Here is a 22,647-nt window from a genome sequence, read left to right on the forward strand (position 1 = left end):
TCGTGACATTCGCCGCCTGAACGCCTATAAGATGCGGGCAAGAACAAGGACGGGCGGGCATGACCGAGGAAGCACGGGCGGCAGCCGAATACGGCGCCGAATCCATAAAGGTTCTCAAGGGGTTGGAAGCCGTTCGCAAGCGGCCGGGCATGTACATCGGCGATACGGACGACGGCTCGGGCCTGCATCACATGGTCTACGAGGTCGTGGACAACGGCATCGACGAAGCGCTGGCCGGTCACGCCAACTTCGTGCGCGTGCGCATCCACGCCGACAACTCGGTCTCGGTGCGCGACAACGGCCGCGGCATCCCGACCGACATGCACCCGACCGAGGGCGTTTCGGCGGCCGAGGTCATCATGACCCAGCTCCATGCCGGCGGGAAGTTCGACCAGAACAGCTACAAGGTCTCCGGCGGCCTGCACGGGGTCGGCGTCTCGGTCGTGAACGCTCTGTCCGACTGGCTGGAGCTTCGCATCTGGCGGGGCGGCAAGGAGCATTTCGCGCGCTTCGAGAAGGGCGAGACGGTCGAGCCGCTGCGCGTCGTTGGCGACGCTGCCCCGGGCGAAAAGGGGACCGAGGTGCGCTTCCTCGCCGCGGCGAAGACGAACCATCCCGAGGGCACGTTCTCCAACCTCGAATACAGCTTCAAGACGCTGGAAACGCGGCTGCGGGAGCTCGCCTTCCTGAACTCCGGCGTGAAGATCATCCTGGAGGACAATCGCGGCGCGGAGCTCCTCCGGTCGGAGCTCTTCTACGAAGGCGGCGTGCGCGAGTTCGTGAAATACCTCGACCGTCACAAGACACCGGTCATGCCCGAACCGATCTTCATCACCGGCGAGCGCGGGGGCATCGGCGTCGAAGTGGCGATGTGGTGGAACGACAGCTATCACGAGACGGTGCTGCCCTTCACCAACAACATCCCGCAGCGCGACGGCGGCACCCACCTCGCGGGATTTCGCGGCGCGCTGACCCGGACGTTGACGAAATACGCGCAGGATTCGGGCATCGCCAAGAAGGAGAAGATCGACTTCACCGGCGACGACGCGCGCGAGGGGCTGACCTGCGTCCTTTCGGTGAAGGTGCCGGACCCGAAGTTCTCGTCCCAGACCAAGGACAAGCTCGTCTCCTCCGAGGTGCGGCCGGCGGTCGAGAACCTGGTGAACGAGAAGCTTTCCGAATGGTTCGAGGAGCATCCCGCCGAGGCCAAGGTCATCGTCGGCAAGATTGTCGAGGCGGCGCTGGCGCGGGAAGCGGCGCGCAAGGCGCGGGAACTGACGCGGCGCAAGACCGCGATGGACGTTGCCTCGCTGCCCGGCAAGCTGGCCGATTGCCAGGAAAAGGACCCCGCGCTTTCGGAACTGTTCCTTGTCGAGGGCGACTCGGCCGGCGGGTCGGCCAAGCAGGGAAGGGAGCGGAGGAACCAGGCGGTGCTGCCCTTGCGCGGCAAGATCCTGAACGTCGAGCGCGCGCGCTTCGACCGGATGCTGTCGTCCGATCAGATCGGAACGCTCATCACCGCGCTCGGCACCGGGATCGGGCGCGACGAGTTCAACCTTGGCAAGCTGCGCTACCACAAGGTCATCATCATGACCGACGCCGACGTCGACGGCGCGCATATCCGCACGCTTCTGCTGACCTTCTTCTTCCGGCAGATGCCGGACCTGATCGAGGCGGGTCATCTCTTCATCGCCGAACCGCCCCTCTATAAGGTCACCCGCGGCAAGTCCGAGGTCTATCTCAAGGACCAGGCGGCGCTGGAGGATTACCTGGTCGAGCAGGGCATCGAGGGCGCCGTGCTGCGCCTCGGCTCCGGCGAGGAGATCACCGGCGCGGACCTGCGCCGCGTGGTCGAGGAGGCGCGGGTGGTCCGCAAGAGCCTTCTGGCCTTCCCGACGCACTACCCGACGCACATCCTGGAACAGGCCACGATCGCCGGCGCGCTCCTGCCCGGCCGGGTGGATGCCGACGCGCAGGGCGTGGCCGACGAGGTCGCCCGCCGGCTCGACGCGGTGGCGGTGGAATATGAACGGGGCTGGCACGGCCGGCCGACACAGGACGCGGGCATGCGGTTCTCGCGTTCGCTGAGGGGCGTGGAGGAGGTCCGCACGCTCGACGGGGCGATCCTGCGCTCCGGCGAGGCGCGGCGGCTCGCGACCCACACAAGGGCGCTGCAGGAGGCCTACGGCGAGATCGCGCGGCTGGTGCGGAAGGATCGGGAACAGGTCATCCACGGGCCGATCGAGCTCCTGAAGGCCATCCTCGCCGAGGGCGAGAAGGGCCTGACGCTGCAGCGCTACAAGGGCCTGGGCGAGATGAACCCGGAACAGCTCTGGGAGACCACGCTCGATCCGGCGGCGCGGGTGCTCAACCAGGTGAAGGTCGAGGATGTGGCGGATGCCGATGACATCTTCACCAAGCTGATGGGCGACGTGGTCGAGCCGCGGCGCGAGTTCATCCAGCAGAACGCGCTGAGCGTCGAGAACCTCGACTTCTGAGCCCTTCAGGGGAAGTTGCGGGCGTAGGCGGCTGCAACACCGGGAAAGCCCCGTGCCGCCCTGGCGATGGACAGAAGCCCCGGAGCCTCGGCCGCGAACCACTCCTCGCGCGGGCGCCAGCGGGTCATGACGGCAAGATAGAGGTCGAGCGCCGAGAAGCGTGGTCCGAGGAACCAGGGGCCTCTGGTCTCCTCCACCGCCGCGGCGACCTGCCGCCACAGGTCCTTGGCGTAGCTGTCCACCCGCTCGCGGAATGCCGCGGCGGCGCCCCCGTCGGCCACGAAGCGCGTCGGCACGTCCGCGTAAGTGAAGGTCGGGTAAATGTTCGCCACGATGAAGACGAGCCAGCGCAGGAAGGCCGGGCGCTCGGGTGTGGAAGGGCCCGGCACCAGATCGTCCCGCCCGGTGATGTCGGCGAGATATAGCGTGATCGCCGCGCTTTCCGTCATCACTTCGCCCGAGGGCAGGATCAGGGTCGGGATCTGGGCCAGCGGGTTGATCGCGGCAAGTCGATCGCGGGCTTCCGCGTCCTCGAACAGTTCGCCGGCCTCGACAAGATCGCAGGGCAGGTTGTAGTGAGCGAGCTGCAGTTCGACAATGGCCGAACCCCAGCCGGGCATCTGGTAGAGCGTGAACATGCGGAGCCTCCGGGGATCGCGCAGGATGCCTCCAGCCTAGGCACAATCGCGGGGATTCGCCCGCGATTTCAGACGACGCCGGAGGCGAGGAAATCGCCAAGCCGGTCGCGCAGGTAGGGCACGGCCCGGTCGTGGGAAAGGAAGTCGTCGACCGCCATCATCTCCCACCACTGGCCTTCGTCGCCGAAGACGATGGCGGCGATCTCGGCCTCTGTGATCCGTCCGCCGAAGAAGGCCGCGATGCCGCCGGGGACATGCTGCGACGGGTAGTCCCGCCGCCAAAGGAGCCGTGTCGCCGGAAGGACCAGCCCGTATTCCTCGTGAAGTTCGCGAAGCGCGCAGACCTCGGGCGTCTCGCCACCCTCGCGCCCACCGCCGGGGAAGTCCCAGTGCCCCGGAAAGGCGATCACGGGGATGTCGTCGCGCAAGTGGGTGAGGACTCGTCCCGCCGCCACCAGCGCGATCTTCGCGCCGACGACCGCGTCAGCCTTCATTGATGTCGCGGTCCCAGACCTTCACCTGCCCGTGGCGAACACCCACAACGCGGCGCAGCGCAAGCCAGGCGAGGAGCGAGCCAACCGCGAAGACAAGGATCAGGGTGGCCAGCGAGCCACCAAGCACACCCAGCCAGAGCAGGAGCCCGGTCAGCGCAGCGCCGATGGCGAAGCCGAGGAGGATGAAGCCCGAAACGAGGATCTCCAGAATTGCGAGCACGGCACCCGCGATCATCCAGACCCACCAGAGCTGCCAAAGCATCATGACCGCCCCTTCAGCATGCGGAAGGCATCGCCGAAGGCTTCGAGGGCACTCGCCGGGACGATCACCGTCTGCTTGCCTGCGCCCTGCCCCACGACCGTCAATGCCTCCACCTGTTTCAGCGCCACCTGATACTGTGCCGCCTCCAGCCCGTTCTCCTTGATTGCCTCGGCAATGACCGCCGTGGCAAAGGCCTCTGCCTCGGCCGTGATCCGCTTGGCCTTGGCCTGCTGTTCGGCCGCGTAGAGCTCCGCATCGGCGGAGAGTTCGACGGCGCGCTTCTTGCCCTCGGCCTCGGTCACCTGCGCGCGGCGGGCCCGCTCGGCGTTGAGCTGCTGAAGCATCGCCGCCCGCGTCGCCTCGTCGAGGTTCACGTCGAGGATTTCGGCCCGCGTCACCTCGATCCCCCAGTCGTCGACCATGGCCGCGACCTGCTCGCGCACCTTGGCGATGAGGTCGGAGCGGTTCGACTGCACCTGGTCGAGTTCCATCTTGCCGATCTCGCTGCGCACGATGCCGGCGACCGTCGTCGCGATCGCCGCGTCCACGTCACGGATTCGGTAGACGGTCTTTTCCGGCTCGGTGATCCGGTAGAAGACGCTTGTCTCCACCTTCACCAGCACGTTGTCGGCGGTGATCGCATCCTGCAGCGCGTTTGGCAGCTGACGTTCCAGCACCGAAATCTTGTGCGCCACGCGATCGAGGAAGGGCACGATGAAATTGATCCCAGGCCCGAGGACGGCGCGGAGCCTTCCAAAGCGCTCCACCACATGCTTTTCCGATTGCGGCACGATTCTGACGCCCAGCCAGACGCAGAGCAGAATGAAGAGCGCAAGCGCGAGCACCGCACCATTGCCGCCGATCAACTCTCCGATGAGCCCGCTGCCGTCCATGCCGTCCTCCACTGTCACTGACGTGGACTATGCCCGCGCCCGCGGCCAGTGGAAAGACCCGGCGCGACAAGCTCAGGCGAGATGCGGCCGGAACGCCTCGATCACCGCCCGGTAGACCTCACGCTTGAAAGGCACGATGGCGGCCAGCATCTCGTCGGCCTTAACCCAGCGCCATTCCGAGAACTCGGGATGATCACTCTCGATATCGATGTCGGTGTCGCTGCCTAGAAAGCGGAAGAGGAACCAGCGCTGACGCTGGCCACGGTACCTGCCGCCCCAGATTTTGCCGACAAGCTCCTCCGGTAGATCGTAGGTGACCCACTCGGGCGATTTCGCCACGAACTCCACGAGACCGGCCTTGACGCCGGTTTCCTCGCGCAACTCGCGCAGCGCGGCCTTGCGTGGCTTTTCGCCCTCATCGATCCCGCCCTGCGGCATCTGCCAGGCGGACGCCGGGCCGTCCGTGCGCCGGCCGGCGAAGACAAGGCCGGCGCGGTTGATCAGGACGACGCCGACGCAAGGCCGGTACGGCAGGCGGGCGGCCTCCTCCGGCGTCATTCCGCGGCAGCTATGGCCGAAAGGCCCTTGAGGATATCGATCGCATAGGCGAGCTGATAGTCGTCCTCGCGCAGCTTGGCGGCAGCCTCGGCCCGGCTCTGCTCTTCCTCCCATACGCGTTTTTCGTCGTCGCTCATCGTGTCGTTGGTGATGGCCCCACGCAGGTCCGCCTCCGAGCGGGAGCGGGTCGCGGCCGAAGCTTCGTCTTCCGTTCCCGCCTCGGCGGCCGGCTTCGGCTCCGGCTGTTCCACCACGATGTCCGGCGCGATGCCTAGCGCCTGGATCGAGCGGCCCGAGGGCGTGTAGTAGCGCGCCGTCGTCAGCCGCATCGCGCCTTCGCCTCTGAGCGGGATAACGGTCTGGACCGAGCCCTTTCCGAAGGACTTGGTGCCGACGACGATGGCACGGCGATGGTCCTGGAGCGCGCCGGTGACGATCTCGGACGCCGAGGCGGAGCCGCCGTTGATCAGCACGACAATGGGCTTGCCCTCGGTCAGGTCTCCCGGCTCGGCGTTGAAGCGTTCGCTGTCCTGGGGATTGCGGCCACGGGTCGAGACGATCTCCCCCTTGTCGAGGAAGGCGTCCGAGACCTGGATGGCCTGCGTCAGTAGCCCGCCGGGATTGTTCCTGAGATCGAGCACGAAGCCGTTGACCTTGTCCATGCCCCCAGCTTCCTCGACCGATTTCTTCAGCGCATCCGACATATTGTCGTAGGTCTGGTCGTTGAAGGTGGTGACGCGGAGGACCACCGTGTGCCCTTCGACCCGGCCACGTGCAGCGGTGAGCTTGATCGTGTCGCGGACGATGGAGACGTCGAATGGCTCCTCCGTCCCGTCGCGTACCACGGTCACGACGATCTCGGATCCGACCGGCCCGCGCATCTTGTCCACCGCCTCGTCGAGCGTGAGTCCGAGGACGCTTTCGCCATCGACATGGGTGATAAAGTCGCCCGCCTTGATCCCGGCCTCGGCGGCCGGCGTCCCGTCCATCGGCGAGACGACCTTGATGAAGCCCTCCTCCTGCGTCACCTCGATCCCGAGGCCGCCGAACTCGCCCCGGGTCTGCACGCGCATGTCGTCGAAGGCGTCCGGGGGCAGGTAGCTGGAATGCGGATCAAGCGATGTCAACATGCCGTTGATCGCGGCCTCGATCAGCTTGCCCTCGTCCACCTCCTCGACGTACTGCGAGCGGATGCGTTCGAAGATGTCGCCGAAGAGGTCGAGCTGTTCGTAGACATTCGGCTTCTGCGTCTCCTGCGCGACTAGAGGCCCGGCCACCTGCGTCGTCAGCACCACGCCCGCGATCGTGCCGCCCAGGGCAGCCATCAGAAATTTGCGCATCGCTCAGTCTTCCCTTGTCTCGGTGAACCACGGGGCGGGGTCCACGGGCTCCTTGCCCTGTCTCAGCTCTATATAAAGCGTTTCCGTCCGCTCCGCGCCACCGCCATCTTTGTCGCCCCCGGCAAGGGTGGCACCCTCGGACGCGATGCCGCCCATGAGCCCGACCGGCGCGCCGGCGTCGAGCACGTCGCCGGTATCGCCGAAAATGGACCCGAGCCCGGCAAGCACCAGAAGATAGCCCGATGCCGGCTCTGCGATCATCACATTTCCGTAGTCGAGCAGCGGCCCCCGGTAACGCACGGTCGCGGGCCAGGGCAGGGTAACGAGAGCGCCGGGCCGGGTCGCAATCAGCAGGCCCGGGCGCCGGATGCCGGCCGCGTCCGCCTCGCCTGCGCGGCGCAGGAGGGTTCCCTCCACCGGCAGCGGCAGGGTTCCCTTCGCTCCGGCGAAATCGCCCATCGGCGCGCCGATATCGGTTTCCATCCGGGAGAGGCCGGCCGCGAAGGCGTCGAGGCTCTCGGCGCTGGCCACCAGCGCCTTCAGTTCCTCGGGATCGTCGAGAAACCGGCGCGGCAGGTCGGTCCGATCCTGGATCGCCTGCGCAAGCGCCGTCCGCGCGGCCTGCGCGGCATCGAGACCTCGCTGGAGTGTCTCGGCGACCTCGGTCTGAAGCGCGCGAACGCGGCGAAGCTCGTCAAGCTCGGCGCGCAGGGTCTCGGCCTCCGCCTGTAGCGCCGGCGTGACGGAGGCGAGGATCATCCCGGATCGCGCCATCCCGATCGGCCCGTCGGGATGAAGGAGAAGAAGCGGCTCGGACTCGCGCTCCATCATCGCCATGGCGCCAAGAAGCGCTCCGATCCTCTCGCGCCGGGCGGCGAAGGAATCCTCGATCTCCGCCTCGCGCGCCTTGGCGCGCCGGAGCGTGTCGCGCAAGGCACCGAAGCCGCGTTCGTAGGCACGGATCGTGCGGGTCAGTGCCGCCACGCGTTCGCGCGATCCCTCGGCGGCGTTCAGCGCCTCCACCGCCGCGCGCAGTTCCGCCGCAGCCGCCTGCGCCTCGGGCGCCGCTGGGTCCGCGGCGTGTGCCGGCTGGCCGAGCGCCAGCGCCAGTGCGAGAAGGAAGGCCGCGGCGCGCATCACCGTTCGATGAGGCTCCGGCCCGTCATCTCGGGCGGAAGCGGCAGCCCCATGAGGTCGAGGAGCGTGGGCGCGAGGTCCGCGAGCCGGCCATCCCTCAGCCGCGCCCCCGCCGGCCCGCCGACCAGGATCACCGGGACCGGGTTCGTGGTGTGCGCGGTGTGGGGCCCACCCGTCGCCGGGTCGATCATCACCTCGCAGTTGCCGTGGTCGGCAGTGACGATCATCGCGCCACGGGCCTTTTCCAGCGCAGCGACGGCGCGGCCGAGACCCCTGTCCACCTCCTCCACCGCGGCGATGGCGGCGGAAAGCACGCCGGTATGACCCACCATGTCGGGGTTGGCATAGTTCACGACGATGAGGTCGTAGCCCCCACCGATCGCCGCGACGAGATGGTCCGTGACCTCCGGCGCCGACATCTCAGGCTTCAGGTCATAGGTGGCGACCTTGGGCGAGGGCGCCATGTACCGGTCCTCGCCTGCCTCGGGCGCTTCCTTGCCGCCGTTCAGGAAGAAGGTGACATGCGGATACTTCTCGGTCTCGGCCAGGCGGAACTGCCGCAAACCGTGCGCCGCGACCCAGGCGCCGAGTGTATTGACGACCGGGCGCTTTGGGTAGGCGGCGGCCATGAAGGCGTCGTGGGTCCTGGAATAGTCCACCATTCCCAGAAGCGCCGCCCAGTGCGGCCGCGTGCCACGGTCAAACCCTGCGAAGTCGTCCTCGCCGACGGCCAGCAGGATCTCGCGCGCGCGGTCGGCGCGGAAGTTGAGGCAGAAGAAGCCGTCGCCGTCCTTCGCGCCGCCGTAGCCGCCGATCACCGTCGGCGGGATGAACTCGTCCGTCTCGCCACGGGCATAGGCTTCGGCCACCGCGGTCGCGGGGGAGGCGGAGGAGAGCCCCTTGCCCTTCACCATCGCCTCATAGGCGCGCGAGACCCGCTCCCAGCGGTTGTCGCGGTCCATGGCGAAGTAGCGCCCCGTCACGGTGGCCAGGAAAGCGCCTGCGGGCAGGCGCCGCGTCAGGTCGGCGACAAAGCCATCGGCCGATTTCGGCGCTACGTCGCGGCCATCCGTCACGGCATGCAGCGCCACGGGCACTCCTGCCGCCGTCACCATCTCGCAGGCGGCGACGACATGGTCGATATGCCCGTGCACCCCGCCGTCGGAGATCACGCCCATCAGATGCGCCGTGCCGCCGCTGGCCTTCAGCGACTGGACGAAGGCGGTGATCGCCGCGTTGGAAAAGAAGCTCCGGTCCTCGATCGCGAGGTCGATCTGGCCGAGGTCCATCGCCACCACGCGGCCGGCGCCGATGTTGGTGTGGCCAACCTCGGAATTGCCCATCTGGCCGGTGGGCAGGCCGACATCGGGCCCGTGGGTGACCAGTTGCGCATGCGGGCAGGCGGCAATGATCCGGTCGAAGACCGGCGTGTCGGCCAGCGCCACGGCATTGCCCCGCGTCGCGGGGTTCAGCCCCCAGCCGTCGAGGATGCACAGGACAACGGGTTTGGGGGTTGGCATGGCGGGCGATCTCCGGTTGCGCCCCCGATCTAAAGCGTCGGGGCGGTCAGGGAAAGGGGCCGCACCGCTCAGGCGCGGTGATAGGGTCCGCCCGACAGGATCGTCGCCGCGCGGTAGAGCTGTTCGGCCAGCATCACCCGGGCAAGCATGTGCGGCCAGACCATCGGCCCGAACGACAGCGCGAGATCGGTGCGGTCGCGCAAGCCGGGCGCCAGCCCGTCGGCGCCGCCGATCAGGAAGGCCATGTCCTGCCGCCCGCCGTCGCGCAGCCGCACCATCAGGCGGGCGAAGTCAGGCGAGGCGAGGGTGCGGCCGCGTTCGTCCATCGCCACCACGAAGGCGCCGGAGGGGATCGTCCGGGACAGGAGCGCCGCCTCCGCATCCGGCCCGCCGCCCTTGCGGTCCTCGACCTCGTGGACGGTTGCGGGACCAAGCCCGAGGGGCCGGCCCGTCCGGTCGAACCGTTCGAGATAGTCTTCGAGAAGGGCGCGTTCGGGGCCGGCCCGGAGCCTGCCCACCACGCCGAGATGAAGGCGCATCAGGCCTTGCGCGCCGCGGCGATCCCCGCGCCCGGCTGCATCCACATCTTCTCGAGCTGGTAGAACTCGCGCACTTCCGGGCGGAAGACATGGACGATCACGTCGCCCGCGTCGATCAGCACCCAGTCGCCCTGGTCCTTGCCTTCGATGCGGCTGGTCCGGCCGAATTCGTGCTTCAGGCGCTCCACCAGCTTCTCCGCGATCGCGGCGACCTGGCGCGAGGACCGGCCCGAGCAGATCACCATGTGATCGGCAACGGAGGAGCGGCCGCGGAGGTCGATCGCCACCACGTCCTCGGCCTTGTCGTCATCGAGGGAAGAAAGCACCCGCGCGAGCAATGCGTCGCTGGTGACTTCTATGGGCGCGGCCGTCATCGGCATCGCCCCTGCGGCCCGGGAAGTGGCCGCGGTGTGGGTAGGTAACAGGACATCGTCCTCCTGGGTTGCGCGCCGTAACGCCCCGGCGCCGGGCATGATGGAAACGTAGCATCGGAGTGCGGCTTTCTCAAGGAATGGAGACAAATTCCTACCAGGGTTCCGCCACCGCCGCGCCCGGATCGGAATATGCCACCAGCCGGACCGCGCCCGTGGTCATGTCGACGAGATAGAGGCGCCGGCCTGCCGCCGCGATGCCCGGGGCTTCCTGCGACCGGACGCGGAGGCCGGCACCGGCCGCCAGCAGCAGCTTTCCGTCCGCAACCGCGACAGGCACCAGCATGGGGGCCGGCCCGTTGCCGGGCTCGTAGAGGTCGTCGAGCCCGGCGAATGCCGCGGCGGCCAGCGGAGTCCTTGCCTTTCGTCCATCCATGTCCAGAAACAGCAGTTCCAGCCCGCGTATGGCAACGAGGCCGCTGACGACGATCACCAGCCTGCGGCCCTCCGGATCGAAGATCATGCCGCTGGCGTCGGCCTGCTTCATGCTGCTTTCGACCGCCCATCGGCCGGTCGACGGATCGAAGGAGTAGAGATAGCCCTCCCCGCCCAGCGACACGCCGAACATCCTGCCGGTTTCGGGGTCGCGCGCCGCGCCCATCGGCCAGCTAATGTCGGGAACGTCGAGCGTCACGGGATGGCGCGTTGTGGTGCCGTCGCCGTTCTTCAGGATGAATCCGTCGGCGCTGAACACGAGATCGGGCTGCGGCAGTGCCGCACCGTCCTTGAGATACGCGCGCAGGGCTTCGGGCACCTCCTCGGCATCCGCAAGTTGAGACTTCAGGTAGTCGTTGCGCAGTTGGGGAAGATCCTCCTGCGTGCCATCGATCGTGAAGTCGCCCGGCGGCGCGGTATAGGCGCCGTGGAAGCTGCGCAACTGCGGGGCACCGGTAAGTTGCGGCACCTCGTGCACCAGCCTTCTGAACTTTTCTCCGCGTGCCGAATGGACATTGCCGAAGGCGGCAATCTCGGCCCGGGCGTAGGGCTGCCCGTTCACGATCACCTCGCTGCGGCGGTCGCGGGCGGTGCTGAGCAGGATGCGGGAGAGCGATGTGCCCTCGGTGGTGGTGACGAGCCAGCGCACCGGCTCGAACGAGGACAGCATGAGCACCACTTCCGCCCCCGGCCTGTCCACGGTGACCGACACGCGCGGCCCGTGAATCACTTCGTCGGAACGGGTGAGGCCCTCGTAGACGCCGACCGCATGCACCTCAGTCTCGGCCGCAGCGGCAAGGGGGGCGAGCGCGATCAGGAGCAGGGCGAGAAGTCGTGACACGAACATGGGAAAACCCGCGAAGGGATGAATGGCCGCCACCGACGGGTATTGTCCGATCTGGGCGAAAGTGTGACGCGGCGGCCTGCCTCGGGCGAGCACTCCCGTATTGCGCACCCCTCGGCGTGAGCGTAAAAGCGTGGCGATGAAACGCATCTTCGACATGGACGACCGCGCGCGCCTGCCCTGGCGGTTCTTCGGCGCGACGCTGACGGTGCTGGCGGCGCTTTGACCGCCGGCCGCCTCCTGTCGCCCCCTCGGTTACTGACCCCCGAATTCCCACGTGCGGAGAGGACTCATGTCCGGCAAGACACTTTATGATAAGATCTGGGACACCCATGTCGTCGATACCCAGGACGACGGCACCTGCCTGCTCTACATCGACCGCCACCTCGTCCACGAGGTGACGAGCCCGCAGGCCTTCGAGGGCCTCCGGATGGCCGGCCGCAAGGTGCGCGCGCCTGAAAAGACCATCGCGGTGCCCGACCACAACGTGCCGACGACCCCCGACCGTGTGAAGGGCATCGAGAACGAGGAAAGCCGCATCCAGGTCGAGGCGCTCGACAAGAACGCCAAGGATTTCGGCATCAACTACTATCCGGTGAACGACATCCGCCAGGGCATCGTCCACATCGTCGGGCCGGAACAGGGCTGGACTCTCCCGGGCATGACCGTTGTCTGCGGCGACAGCCACACCGCCACCCACGGCGCCTTCGGCGCGCTGGCGCACGGGATCGGCACGTCGGAGGTGGAACACGTCCTGGCCACCCAGACGCTGATCCAGAAGAAGTCGAAGAACATGAAGGTGGAAATCACCGGCAAGCTCCGCCCCGGCGTCACCGCCAAGGACATCACGCTGTCGGTGATCGGCGCGACCGGGACCGCCGGCGGCACCGGCTATGTCATCGAATACATGGGCGAGGCGATCCGCGACCTTTCCATGGAAGGCCGCATGACCGTCTGCAACATGGCGATCGAGGGCGGCGCCCGGGCGGGGCTGATCGCGCCGGACGAGAAGACCTTCGAATACGTCAAGGGCCGCCCCCACGCGCCGAAGGGCGCCCAATGGGAAGCCGCGCTCACCTGGTGGCAGACACTGAGGTCCGACGACGACGCGCACTGGGACAAGGTCGTGACGCTGAAGGGCGAGGACATCGCCCCCGTCGTCACCTGGGGCACCTCGCCCGAGGACGTGCTGCCGATCACCGGCGTCGTGCCGGCCCCTGAAAGCTTCACCGGCGGCAAGGTCGAGGCCGCGCGCCGGTCGCTCGACTACATGGGCCTGACGCCCGGGACGAAGCTGACCGACATCAGGGTCGACACGGTCTTCATCGGCTCCTGCACCAACGGCCGCATCGAGGACCTTCGGGCCGCTGCCGCGATCCTGAAGGGCAAGAAGATCGCTCCGGGCATCCGCGCGATGGTCGTGCCGGGCTCCGGCCTCGTGCGCGCGCAGGCCGAGGAGGAAGGACTGGCGCAGATCTTCATCGACGCCGGCTTCGAATGGCGGCTGGCGGGCTGCTCGATGTGCCTTGCCATGAACCCCGACCAGCTGTCGCCCGGCGAACGCTGCGCGGCGACGTCGAACCGCAACTTCGAGGGCCGTCAGGGCCGGGGCGGACGCACCCACCTGATGTCGCCCGCGATGGCTGCGGCGGCGGCGGTCACGGGGCACCTGACCGACGTGCGCGAGATGATGGCGGAAGCGGTGTAAGGGAGAAAGACGATGGAAAAATTCACCACCCTCACCGGGATCGCGGCGCCGATGCCGCTGGTCAACATCGACACCGACATGATCATCCCCAAGCAGTTCCTGAAGACGATCAAGCGCTCGGGCCTCGGCAAGAACCTTTTCGACGAGATGCGCTTCACCCAGGACGGCAAGGAGATTCCCGACTTCGTCCTGAACCAGCCCGCCTGGCGCAAGGCCGAGATCATCGTGGCCGGGGACAACTTCGGCTGCGGGTCCAGCCGCGAGCACGCGCCCTGGGCGCTTCTCGACTTCGGTATCCGCTGTGTGATCTCGACGTCGTTCGCCGACATCTTCTACAACAACTGCTTCAAGAACGGCATCCTGCCGATCGTGATGCCGGAGAAGGTTGTCAAGGTCCTGATGGAGGACGCGAGGAAAGGCGCCAACGCACGGATGACGGTGGACCTGGAAGCGCAGACGGTCACCACCTCGGACGGCCAGAGCTTTGCCTTCGACGTCGACCCCTTCCGCAAGCATTGTCTCCTGAACGGACTCGATGACATCGGCCTGACGCTGGAGAAGGTCTCGGCCATCGACACATTCGAGACGGGTGCTGCACAGAGCCGTCCTTGGGTCTGAAAAGTCTTGAGATACAACATCTTGGGCCGCCCCTCGGGCGGCCTTTTTGCTGCGCGAGGATCGGCGGAAAATTGCTCATGAAATGATGCAAAGGCGCACCAGTTCTTCCACGAAAAGGCCCCAATGCGGGGGCTACTCTTAACGAAACGTTGATGGGGAGCCGGACTTGGGCAAATTTGGGGCAACAATGAGGCAGTTCGCCACAATCGGCGAGCTCAAGTTGGCCAGATGCGCCCGGCGATGCACCGGCAACGGCCAGGTTGAGGGAACGGGGCAGTGATTTCTCAGCTCACAGGGGCGCTCGTACGCGCGGTTCTGGTCATGGTGTTGATCGCGACACCATCGCTCCTGCTGCCGCACGTTCCGCACGACACGACCCAGATCGTTGCACTCGTGGCGCTCTTCGCTGCCGCGCTCACCTTCTTCGAATATGCCTCGACCTATCCCGGCCTCGTGGAATTCCGCGACGCGCCTCCCTTCAACCGGCTGCGATTCCTGTCGCTCTTCGTCACCGTTCTGATCCTGTCGACGATCGTCCGTGGCCAGACAGAGCCGACGACGCTGACGGTCTTCATCGAGGCGCTCGGCAACAAGCTCGGCGAAGTCATCGACGTGCCCTACAGCCCGGTTCGCCTCGTCGTCCTGATGCTGCCCGAGGACATGAGCCTGCGCCACCTCATCCTGGTGCGCACCTCGGCGGGCATCTCCTACATGATCTCGCTGATCACGCTCATCCTCTTCGTCGTGACGATGCGGGTGATCGGCTGGCCGAGCCGGATCGGCTCGTTCAACGTCTGGATCAACCTGCCGACCTTCGATCCGACGACCGGCGGCGACGTGGTGGACCGGCTTCAGCGTGACGCGCGGTTCAACATCGCGCTCGGCTTCCTTCTGCCATTCCTCATTCCCGCTGCGGTCAAGCTCGCCGCGCTCGCCTTTTCGCCGGTGACGCTGGAAAGCCCGCAGACCCTGATCTGGACGATGACAGCATGGGCCTTCCTTCCCGCCTCCCTCTTCATGCGCGGCATCGCCATGGGGCGCATCGCCGGCATGATCGCCGAGAAGCGCCGGCAGAACAACGCCTCGGCCGAGGCGGAGCTCTTGCCGGCCTGATCCTCGCGGCACTGCTGCCCACCGGGACACGGGCCGAGACGCTGCGGGTGGCGACCTTCAACGCCGATCTCAGCCGCGAAGGGCCGGGGCTACTCCTGCGCGACATCCTCACTGAAAAGGACCCGCAGGTGGAGGCAGCAGCAGCGGTTATCGCAGCGGCTGCCCCTGACGTGATCCTGCTGACCGGGATCGACTACGACCTCGGAGGCGTCGCGCTTGGCGCCTTCGCGGATCGGCTCGCCGCGGCGGGGGCGGACTTTCCGCACCGGCTTGCGCTCCGCCCCAACACCGGGATGTCCACCGGCCTCGACCTCGACGGCGACGGGCAAGCGGGGGGTCCGGGCGACGCACAGGGTTTCGGACGCTTCGCCGGCGAAGGCGGCATGGCGGTCCTCTCGCGTCACGCGCTGGGCGAGGCGACGGACTACTCTGCCTTTCTCTGGCGCGACCTTCCAGGGAATCTCATGGACGGGGCGGCGTTGAGCGAGGATGCCGCCGCGATCCAGCGGCTTTCGACGACCGGCCACTGGGGTGTGCCGCTTGCACTGCCGGAGGGGCGGTCGCTGACGCTTCTCGCCTGGATGGCGACGCCGCCCGTTTTCGACGGGACGGAGGATCGCAACGGGCGACGCAACCACGACGAGGCGGCCTTCTGGACGCGATTTCTCGACGGTGACCTGCCCTTCGCCCCGCCCGCGGCGCCCTTCGTGCTCCTCGGCGACGCGAACCTCGACCCCGTCGACGGCGAAGGGAATGCCGAGGCGCTGACGGCGCTTCTGGGCGATGCGCGCCTTCAGGACGTCCGCCCCGAAAGCAAGGGGGCCCTGGCGGCGGCGGGGCAGGGTGGTGCCAATGCCCGCCAAAAGGGGCCGGTGGCGCTCGACACCGCCGATTGGCCCGACGATCCGGGGCCGGGGAACATGCGCGTCGACTACGTCCTTCCCTCGGCCGGTCTCGCCGTCCAAGGCTCGGGCGTGTGGTGGCCCGAACCGGGCCCGGCGGCGGATCAGGCCGCCGCCGCCTCGCGCCATCGGCTGGTGTTCGTGGACATCAGCCTGCCCTGACCGCTCAGGCGTCGCCGAACCGTTCCATGGCCTTCCTGTGGATCGCCGGATCGACATTGCCGCCCGAGGCGACGACGATCACCGCCTCGCCCGCCACCTCCCCGGCCCGGTAGAGCGCCGCAGCCAGGGCGACCGCTCCGCCCGGTTCCAGAACGATGTGCAGCCGGTTGAAGGCCGCGGCCATGGCGGCCATTGCCTCATCCTCGCTGACCGCGATCCCCGGCCCGCAGAGCCGGCTTAGGATCGGGAAGGTGATCTCACCCGGCGAGGGTGTCACGATCGCGTCGCAGATCGTGCCCGTCATCCGCGCATTCCGCTCGATTTTCCCCGAGGCGAGCGAGCGGGCCACGTCGTCGAACCCCTCGGGCTCCACCGTCCGCGCCCTGAGCCCCGGCGACCGCGCTTCGAGCGCCAGCGCGATCCCGGAGGACAGCCCCCCGCCGCCGCAGGGCACGAGCACATCGCCCGCCGTCACCCCGGCCTCGGCCGACTGCTCGGCGATCTCGAGTCCCGTAGTCCCCTGTCCGGCGATCACCAGCGGCTCGTCGAAGGGCTTCACCAGCGTCAGCCCGCGTTCCTCGGCAAGCGCCGCGCCGATCGCGTCGCGGTCGCCCGTGGCGCGGTCGTAAAGCACCACCTCCGCCCCCAGCGCCCGGGTGTTGTCGATCTTCACGCGCGGCGCGTCGGAGGGCATCAGGATCACGCAAGGCGCGCCCATGGCGCGGGCAGCAAAGGCCACGCCCTGGGCATGGTTGCCGGAGGAGAAGGCGATGACCCCCTTGGCGCGAGCGTCGGGCGGCAGCGCCGACAGCGCCGACCAGCCGCCGCGCAGCTTGAACGAGCCAGTCGGTTGCAGGCATTCCGGCTTCACCAGCACCCGCCGCCCGGCGATCTCGTCGAGAAACGGCGAGGACAGCAGTGGCGTGCGCACCACATGCCCCTTGAGCCGCCCGGCGGCCGCCTCGATCATCCCGATGTTCATCGCATCCTCTCCAGCCAGGCACGGACTGCGGCAAGGCTCTCGGCCTCGTCGAGAAAGGGTACATGCGCCCGGTCGGGCACGACGGCGAAGGTCATGTCGGGGCGCCGGCGCCGCATCTCGGCCGCGGCCGCCCCAGACAGGAGGTCGGAATTGGCACCACGGACAAGCGCCAGCGGCAACCCGGCACAGGCGTCGAAGAGCGGCCAGAGATCGGCCTGCGGCCCCTCGAAGGCGGCCAGAAAACTGGTCCTGAGTTCAGGGTCGTAGCGGATGTGGAGGCCCGTCTCCGTCGGCGTGTAGAGCCGTTCGGCGAAGGCCCGCCAGCGCGCCTCGGGGACATTGGCGAAACCGGGCATCGTATGCGGCAGCTTCGCCACGAGGTCGTCCATGGTCGTCGCCGCCGGGTTGCGCCCGACGTAGTCAAAGATCTTCTCCAACCCCGCCCGTTCCAGCACGGGCCCCACATCGTTCAGGAGAATGCCCAGAAGGCGCGGCCGTGCGGTCGCCGCGAGAAGCATGGCGATCAGACCGCCGCGCGAGGTGCCGATGATGGCAGCCTGTTCGATCCCGAGGTGGTCGAGAAGCTCAACCGCATCCTTGGCTTCGCGCGGGACGGTGTAGGTCGCGGCCCCGGTCCATTCCGACCCGCCGCGGCCGCGATAGTCGGCGCGGATGAGCCGCACGTCGGGCAGATGCGGCGCCAGGAAGTCGAAATCGGTCGAGGACCGGGTGAGACCGGCGAGGCATAGAACGGGAAGCCCCTCGCCCTCGTCGCGATAGGCGAGGCGGGCACCATCGGAGGCGGTGAAGTGCAGAAGTGTCATGGGCAGGCAAGGTCCGGGATCATGGTGAGGTCAGGGAGTATGTGATGCGGGCGGGCGGGCAGGCGGTCGACCGGCACCCCGGCGCGGTTCACCCAGGCCGTGCGGAAACCGTAGCCCGCGGCGGCCGCCGCGTCCCAGCCGTTCGAGGAGACGAAGAGCACCGCGTCCCGGGCGCAGCGGAAGCGATCGGTCACGAGCCCGTAGACGCGCGCATCGGGCTTGAAGACGCCGACACTTTCGACCGAGAGGACATCGTCGAGGAAACCGCCGATCCCGGCGGACGCGACCGCTGCGGCAAGCATCGGCGGCGAACCGTTCGAGAGGATCGCCGTCATGAGCCCGCGCGCCTTCAGCGCGGCGAGCATGGAGGGAACCTCCGGATAGGCCGCAAGCTCCCGGTAGAGCGCCAGCAGGCGCGCCCGGAGCTTTGGATCCGCCAGCCCGTTGGCCTCCAGCGCCCAGTCGAGCGCGTCCCCCGTGACGGTCCAGAAATCGGCGTGCCGGCCCATGACGGCGCGGAGCCAGGTGTATTCTAGTTGCTTTCTCCGCCAGTCCTCGGCGAGACGGGGCCACACAGCGGCGAGCGCCGCTTGCCCGGGTTCGTCGGCGGCGAGGCGGGCGGCGGCGGCCACGTCGAAGAGCGTGCCGTACGCGTCGAAGATGCAGGTCGTTATGGCCATGGAACCTCTGCCGGCCAGACTGGCGCGGGGCGCTTCGGGCGGCAAGGGTGGAAATGTGCCCCGCACAATCCCGGGCCGCCGGGCTCGCACTGGCATTTCCGGCGCACCGCGGGCACTCTGGAAAGGCCATCGCCGGCCCCGTCGAAGGAGCGCGCCATGTCCGACCCGGCCCCCATCGAGCGTTTCAAGCAGGCACTGCGCGCACTCGAATCCGAGTTCGACGCGGAGCTTGCCCAGCGCCGCACCGCGCTGAGATACCGGATCGAACGCGGCCGCGTCGTCTTCGACCGCGAGGTTCTGGCGCGCCACCGCGAGGCGCGCGTCCGGCTCAGGGAGTTCCTCGCCGCCGCCCGGCCAATGGTGATCCTGACCGCGCCGGTGATCTACGCGCTGATTGTCCCGCTGGCGCTCCTCGACCTCTGCGTGAGCGTCTACCAGGCGGTCTGCTTCCCGGTCTACGGCATCGCCAAGGTGCGGCGGCGCGACCACATCGCGATGGACCGCCATCACCTCGCCTACCTGAATGCGCTGCAGAAGCTGAACTGCGCCTATTGCAGCTACGCCAACGGCCTTGTCTCCTACGTACGCGAGATCGCCGGGCGGACGGAGCAGTACTGGTGCCCGATCAAGCATGCGCGACGGGTCGCCGGGACCCACGCCAACTACCCCGACTTCACCGACTATGGGGATGCAGACGCGTTTCGGGCCGAGTCAGAGGCACTGCGCGAGACGCTGCGGCGTCCAGGCGACTGACGGCGCGGACGGACATGCGCCTGACGGCAGCAGGAGTTGCGAGCGCGGGCGTGGATGCCGCCGGCTGTCTCAGAGGTTTTCGGCCTGAGGCATCCCAAGCACGTGATAGCCGCCATCGACGCGGATGATCTCTCCGGTCGTGCAGGTGCCGAAGTCGGACAGGAGATAGACCGCAGTCCCGCCGATCGCCTCGAGCGTGGCGTTGGCGCGCAGGGGCGCGTTGGCCTCGGTGTGGCGGAAGGTCGCCCGCGCGCCGCCGATGGCGGCCCCGGCCAGCGTCTTCATCGGCCCGGGCGAGATGGCATTCACACGCACCTTCTGCGGCCCGAGGTCGTTCGCAAGATAGCGCGTTGCGCTTTCAAGCGCCGCCTTCGCGACGCCCATCACGTTGTAGTTCGGGGTGACGCGGTTCGATCCCGCGTAGGTGAGCGTCACGAGGCTGCCGCCCTCGGGCATCAGTTCGGCCGCGCGCCGGGCGACGTCGATGAAGGAATAGCAGGAGATGGCGAGCGAATTGGCGAAGTTCGCCCGGCTGGTGTTGATGAACCGGCCCGTCAGTTCGGTCTTGTCGGAATAGGCGATCGCATGGACAAGAAAATCCATGCGGCCCCAGCGCGCCTTCAGCGCCGCGAAACAGGCGTCGAGGCTGGCGTCATCGGTCACGTCGACATCGACGAGAAAGTCCGAACCGACCGAGGCTGCAAGCGGTTCCACACGCTTGCCGAAGGCGTCGCCCTGATAGGAGAAGGCAAGATCCGCGCCTTCCGCGGCAAGGGCCGCGGAAATTCCCCAGGCAATCGAGCGCTCGTTCGCGACGCCCATGACGAGCCCGCGCTTCCCCTTCATCAGATCGGCCATGTGTGCCTCACCCGTGATACTTGCTCATCACGAGCGTAGCATTGGTGCCGCCGAAGCCGAAACTGTTCGACAGCACCGAGTCGAGTTCGACACCTTCGCGGTATCGGGTCGCGATCTCTTCCGGCCGGATCTCGGGATCCAACTCGGTGACATTCGCCGAAGCGGTGATGAAATTGCCCTTCAGCATCAGAAGCGAATAGATCGCCTCGTGCACGCCCGTCGCGCCCAGCGAATGACCGGTCAGCGATTTCGTCGAAGAGATGGGCGGCACATTACCTTCGCCGAAGATGCGGCGAACGGCCTTTACCTCGATCACGTCGCCGACCGGGGTGGAGGTGCCATGCGCGTTGATGTAGCCGATCCTGCGGTCCCTGGGCAGCGTCGAGAGCGCGACCCGCATCGAGCGTTCGCCGCCCTCGCCGGACGGGGCGACCATGTCATAGCCGTCCGAGGTTGCGCCATAGCCCGTGACCTCGGCATAAATCTTGGCACCGCGCGCCTTCGCGTGCTCGAGTTCCTCCAGCACCACGACGCCGCCGCCGCCGGCGATGACGAAGCCGTCGCGGGTGGCGTCGAAGGCGCGCGAGGCGGTCTGCGGCGTGTCGTTGTACTTGGACGACATCGCGCCCATCGCGTCAAAGAGGCAGGAGAGCGTCCAGTCCAGCTCCTCGCCGCCGCCGGCAAAGACGATGTCCTGCTTGCCCATCTGGATCAGTTCGGTGCCGTTTCCGATGCAATGCGCGCTCGTCGAGCAGGCCGAGGTGATCGAATAGTTCACCCCCTTGATCTGGAAGGGCGTGGCAAGACAGGCGGAGTTCGTCGAAGACATGCAGCGGGTGACCATGAAGGGCCCCATCCGCTTCGGCGCGCCCTTTTCGATGACGATCTGATGGGCCTGGAAGAAGTTCGACGTGGAGGGTCCGCCGGAACCCATGACAAGGCCGGCGCGCTCGTTGGACACGTCCGAGTGTTCCAGCCCGCTGTCCGAGATCGCCTGTTCCATGGCGAGGAAGTTGTAGGCCGCGCCCGGCCCCATGAAACGCAGGTTGCGCTTGTCGATGTGGTCCTCCAGCACGATCTGCGGCATCCCGTGGACCTGGCTGCGAAAGCCGTGCTCGGCGTAATCGGGGGCGAAGACAATGCCAGAGCGGCCGGTCCGCAGGCTCGCCTCGACCTCGGCCGCGTTGTTGCCGATGGGCGACACGATCCCGATCCCGGTGATGACGACGCGGCGCATGCGGCCTCCTTGATCCCGTTTCTGCCTGTCTAGGATACGGGGGTAAATGGGGCAAGCGGATAGCGCCGCCAGATTCCGCCGGGTGATCGGCGCACAGGTGTCGTTGCGCGGCGCTTCGGTTCTGATTACCGTGATCGCAGGGAGGATCCGGCCGTGCGGGACAGGCGTCACGTGGACAGGGTGATAACAGCCGTCAACTCGCCGTCCGCAGCCGCGCATTCGTCTCTGGCAGCTTCCTGGCGGCGGTCTGCGACACGACACGGGCTCGACCCGTCCGACGACCGCCTGGACGAGCGGCTGGGTCAGGCCGATATCAAGCGCCGGCTCGGGCGGCTCGAGCGGTTCATGCACATCGCCACGCCGAGGCTCGACCATCTCTTCGGGCTGGTCGGTGTTTCGGGATGCGGCGTGTTCCTGACCGACGAAACCGGCCTCGTGCTCGACCGGCGCGTGGCGGATGCCGACGCGACCGCCTTTGATCATTGGGGCCTGGGCGTCGGGACGGACTGGAGCGAAGCCAGCGAGGGCACGAACGGCATCGGTACTTGCCTTGCCGAGAAACGCCGCGTCACCATCCACCGCGATGAGCATTTCTTCGTGCGCAACATCGGGATGAGCTGTCTCGACGCCCCGATCTTCGGTCCGGAAGGCGAGCTCGTGGCCGCACTTGACGTGTCGTCGGCCCGTGCCGACCAAACCGAGGCCTACAACAGGCTGATCGGCGCGATGGTGGCGCAGGCCGCGCAGGCGATCGAGGCCGATTTCTTTCGCGCCAGCTTTCCCGGCGCACGGATCGTTGTCGCGGACCGGGACCATGGCGACGGGTCGGTGCTTCTGGCGGTGGACGGCGATGACCTGGTGGTAGGCGCCACGCGGGGTGCGCGGCGCACCTTCGGGCTGGAGCCGAACGGCACCCTGAAGGTGCGGCCCGCCGCAGACGTTCTGGGCCGCGGCGACGGACCCTCCGGGTTCGAGAAAGCCGAGCGTGCCGCGGTGATTCGCGCGCTGGCGCGGGCCGATGGCAACGTTTCAAGGGCCGCCCGGGGCCTTGGGATCGGCCGGGCAACGCTGTATCGGCGCATGAAGCGCCTGGGCCTCGGCGGATAACATCCCGACCTGTCTCAGAACTGAGACAGTCGGTTCCGGCGGAACCGGTCGGCAGGGCTGACGCGCCGGCTGCCCCATCCGATGTTCTTGTCGGCCGGGCGGAGGACCCGGACT

At 67.7% G+C, this 22,647-nt stretch carries 23 protein-coding genes; 7 read left to right on the top strand and 16 right to left on the bottom strand.

Annotation, left to right across the window (positions count from 1 at the left end; translation table 11 throughout):
* Positions 1–59 precede the first annotated feature (59 nt).
* Positions 60–2,498 (top strand): DNA topoisomerase (ATP-hydrolyzing) subunit B, encoded by a 2,439-nt coding sequence (gene gyrB, locus F9K34_RS01605; RefSeq protein ID WP_291334779.1) that lies wholly within the window; start codon positions 60–62, stop codon positions 2,496–2,498.
* A 5-nt stretch (positions 2,499–2,503) separates the two neighbouring features.
* Here gyrB and F9K34_RS01610 read toward each other — a convergent pair whose 3' ends face one another.
* From F9K34_RS01610 to F9K34_RS01660, 11 genes are all read right to left on the bottom strand, one after another.
* Positions 2,504–3,136 (bottom strand): glutathione S-transferase family protein, encoded by a 633-nt coding sequence (locus F9K34_RS01610; RefSeq protein ID WP_291334780.1) that lies wholly within the window; start codon positions 3,134–3,136, stop codon positions 2,504–2,506.
* A 68-nt stretch (positions 3,137–3,204) separates the two neighbouring features.
* Positions 3,205–3,630, bottom strand: a complete 426-nt coding sequence (locus F9K34_RS01615) for an NUDIX hydrolase (protein WP_291334781.1) — start codon at positions 3,628–3,630, stop codon at positions 3,205–3,207.
* Positions 3,620–3,892: an NfeD family protein gene (locus tag F9K34_RS01620; protein ID WP_291334832.1), complete on the bottom strand. Its 273-nt coding sequence runs from the start codon at positions 3,890–3,892 to the stop codon at positions 3,620–3,622. Before F9K34_RS01620 ends, F9K34_RS01615 begins: the two co-directional genes overlap by 11 nt.
* Positions 3,892–4,785 (bottom strand): SPFH domain-containing protein, encoded by an 894-nt coding sequence (locus F9K34_RS01625; RefSeq protein WP_291334782.1) that lies wholly within the window; start codon positions 4,783–4,785, stop codon positions 3,892–3,894. Before F9K34_RS01625 ends, F9K34_RS01620 begins: the two co-directional genes overlap by 1 nt.
* A 72-nt stretch (positions 4,786–4,857) precedes the next feature.
* Positions 4,858–5,343, bottom strand: coding sequence for an RNA pyrophosphohydrolase (locus F9K34_RS01630; protein ID WP_291334783.1), 486 nt, complete (start codon positions 5,341–5,343; stop codon positions 4,858–4,860).
* Positions 5,340–6,683: a S41 family peptidase gene (locus F9K34_RS01635; protein WP_291334785.1), complete on the bottom strand. Its 1,344-nt coding sequence runs from the start codon at positions 6,681–6,683 to the stop codon at positions 5,340–5,342. Before F9K34_RS01635 ends, F9K34_RS01630 begins: the two co-directional genes overlap by 4 nt.
* Before the next feature lie 3 nt (positions 6,684–6,686).
* A complete protein-coding gene (locus F9K34_RS01640) occupies positions 6,687–7,820 on the bottom strand; it encodes a murein hydrolase activator EnvC family protein (protein WP_291334787.1) in 1,134 nt (377 codons plus the stop codon).
* A complete protein-coding gene (gene gpmI, locus F9K34_RS01645) occupies positions 7,820–9,340 on the bottom strand; it encodes a 2,3-bisphosphoglycerate-independent phosphoglycerate mutase (RefSeq protein WP_291334789.1) in 1,521 nt (506 codons plus the stop codon). Before gpmI ends, F9K34_RS01640 begins: the two co-directional genes overlap by 1 nt.
* A gap of 68 nt (positions 9,341–9,408) precedes the next feature.
* Positions 9,409–9,879: a 23S rRNA (pseudouridine(1915)-N(3))-methyltransferase RlmH gene (rlmH, locus tag F9K34_RS01650; protein ID WP_291334791.1), complete on the bottom strand. Its 471-nt coding sequence runs from the start codon at positions 9,877–9,879 to the stop codon at positions 9,409–9,411.
* Entirely contained in the window at positions 9,879–10,352 is a 474-nt protein-coding gene (gene rsfS / locus F9K34_RS01655) for a ribosome silencing factor (RefSeq protein ID WP_291334793.1), read from the bottom strand. The genes rlmH and rsfS overlap by 1 nt, the downstream gene beginning before the upstream one ends.
* A 52-nt stretch (positions 10,353–10,404) precedes the next feature.
* Positions 10,405–11,739 (bottom strand): hypothetical protein, encoded by a 1,335-nt coding sequence (locus F9K34_RS01660; RefSeq protein ID WP_291334794.1) that lies wholly within the window; start codon positions 11,737–11,739, stop codon positions 10,405–10,407.
* Between the two features lie 142 nt (positions 11,740–11,881).
* Between F9K34_RS01660 and leuC the strand changes: the two genes are divergently transcribed.
* From leuC to F9K34_RS01680, 4 genes are all read left to right on the top strand, one after another.
* Positions 11,882–13,297 carry a 3-isopropylmalate dehydratase large subunit gene (gene leuC, locus F9K34_RS01665; RefSeq protein WP_291334796.1) on the top strand — a complete coding sequence of 472 codons (1,416 nt, stop codon included), beginning with the start codon at positions 11,882–11,884 and terminating at the stop codon, positions 13,295–13,297.
* Between the two features lie 12 nt (positions 13,298–13,309).
* Positions 13,310–13,915: a 3-isopropylmalate dehydratase small subunit gene (leuD, locus tag F9K34_RS01670; protein WP_291334798.1), complete on the top strand. Its 606-nt coding sequence runs from the start codon at positions 13,310–13,312 to the stop codon at positions 13,913–13,915.
* A 276-nt stretch (positions 13,916–14,191) separates the two neighbouring features.
* Positions 14,192–15,028, top strand: a complete 837-nt coding sequence (locus F9K34_RS01675; protein ID WP_291334800.1) for a hypothetical protein — start codon at positions 14,192–14,194, stop codon at positions 15,026–15,028.
* Between the two features lie 47 nt (positions 15,029–15,075).
* Positions 15,076–16,092 (top strand): endonuclease/exonuclease/phosphatase family protein, encoded by a 1,017-nt coding sequence (locus F9K34_RS01680; protein ID WP_291334802.1) that lies wholly within the window; start codon positions 15,076–15,078, stop codon positions 16,090–16,092.
* Between the two features lie 4 nt (positions 16,093–16,096).
* Here the strand turns inward: F9K34_RS01680 and F9K34_RS01685 are convergent, their stop codons facing one another.
* Genes F9K34_RS01685 through F9K34_RS01695 form a run of 3 tightly spaced genes read right to left on the bottom strand, consistent with a single transcriptional unit; the run spans position 16,097 to position 18,578 of the window.
* Positions 16,097–17,074: a threonine ammonia-lyase gene (locus tag F9K34_RS01685; protein ID WP_291334803.1), complete on the bottom strand. Its 978-nt coding sequence runs from the start codon at positions 17,072–17,074 to the stop codon at positions 16,097–16,099.
* Positions 17,071–17,898, bottom strand: coding sequence for an alpha/beta fold hydrolase (locus tag F9K34_RS01690; RefSeq protein ID WP_291334805.1), 828 nt, complete (start codon positions 17,896–17,898; stop codon positions 17,071–17,073). Before F9K34_RS01690 ends, F9K34_RS01685 begins: the two co-directional genes overlap by 4 nt.
* Positions 17,895–18,578, bottom strand: a complete 684-nt coding sequence (locus tag F9K34_RS01695) for a haloacid dehalogenase type II (protein WP_291334807.1) — start codon at positions 18,576–18,578, stop codon at positions 17,895–17,897. Before F9K34_RS01695 ends, F9K34_RS01690 begins: the two co-directional genes overlap by 4 nt.
* 156 nt (positions 18,579–18,734) lie before the next feature.
* Between F9K34_RS01695 and F9K34_RS01700 the strand changes: the two genes are divergently transcribed.
* On the top strand, positions 18,735–19,331 hold the full coding sequence (locus F9K34_RS01700; protein ID WP_291334809.1) for a hypothetical protein: 597 nt from the start codon (positions 18,735–18,737) through the stop codon (positions 19,329–19,331).
* A gap of 69 nt (positions 19,332–19,400) precedes the next feature.
* On the opposite strand, the gene F9K34_RS01705 is transcribed toward F9K34_RS01700, so the two are convergent.
* Entirely contained in the window at positions 19,401–20,189 is a 789-nt protein-coding gene (locus F9K34_RS01705) for an enoyl-ACP reductase FabI (RefSeq protein ID WP_291334811.1), read from the bottom strand.
* 7 nt (positions 20,190–20,196) lie between these two features.
* The gene (gene fabB / locus F9K34_RS01710; RefSeq protein ID WP_291334813.1) at positions 20,197–21,426 is read right to left on the bottom strand and encodes a beta-ketoacyl-ACP synthase I; all 1,230 of its coding nucleotides are present in this window, start codon (positions 21,424–21,426) and stop codon (positions 20,197–20,199) included.
* Positions 21,427–21,597: 171 nt separating this feature from the next.
* Here fabB and F9K34_RS01715 point away from each other — a divergent pair, with 171 nt between their 5' ends.
* The gene (locus tag F9K34_RS01715; RefSeq protein ID WP_291334815.1) at positions 21,598–22,533 is read left to right on the top strand and encodes a helix-turn-helix domain-containing protein; all 936 of its coding nucleotides are present in this window, start codon (positions 21,598–21,600) and stop codon (positions 22,531–22,533) included.
* Positions 22,534–22,647: the final 114 nt, after the last annotated feature.

Source organism: Albidovulum sp. (genome assembly GCF_008933605.1).
GTDB lineage: Bacteria > Pseudomonadota > Alphaproteobacteria > Rhodobacterales > Rhodobacteraceae > Albidovulum.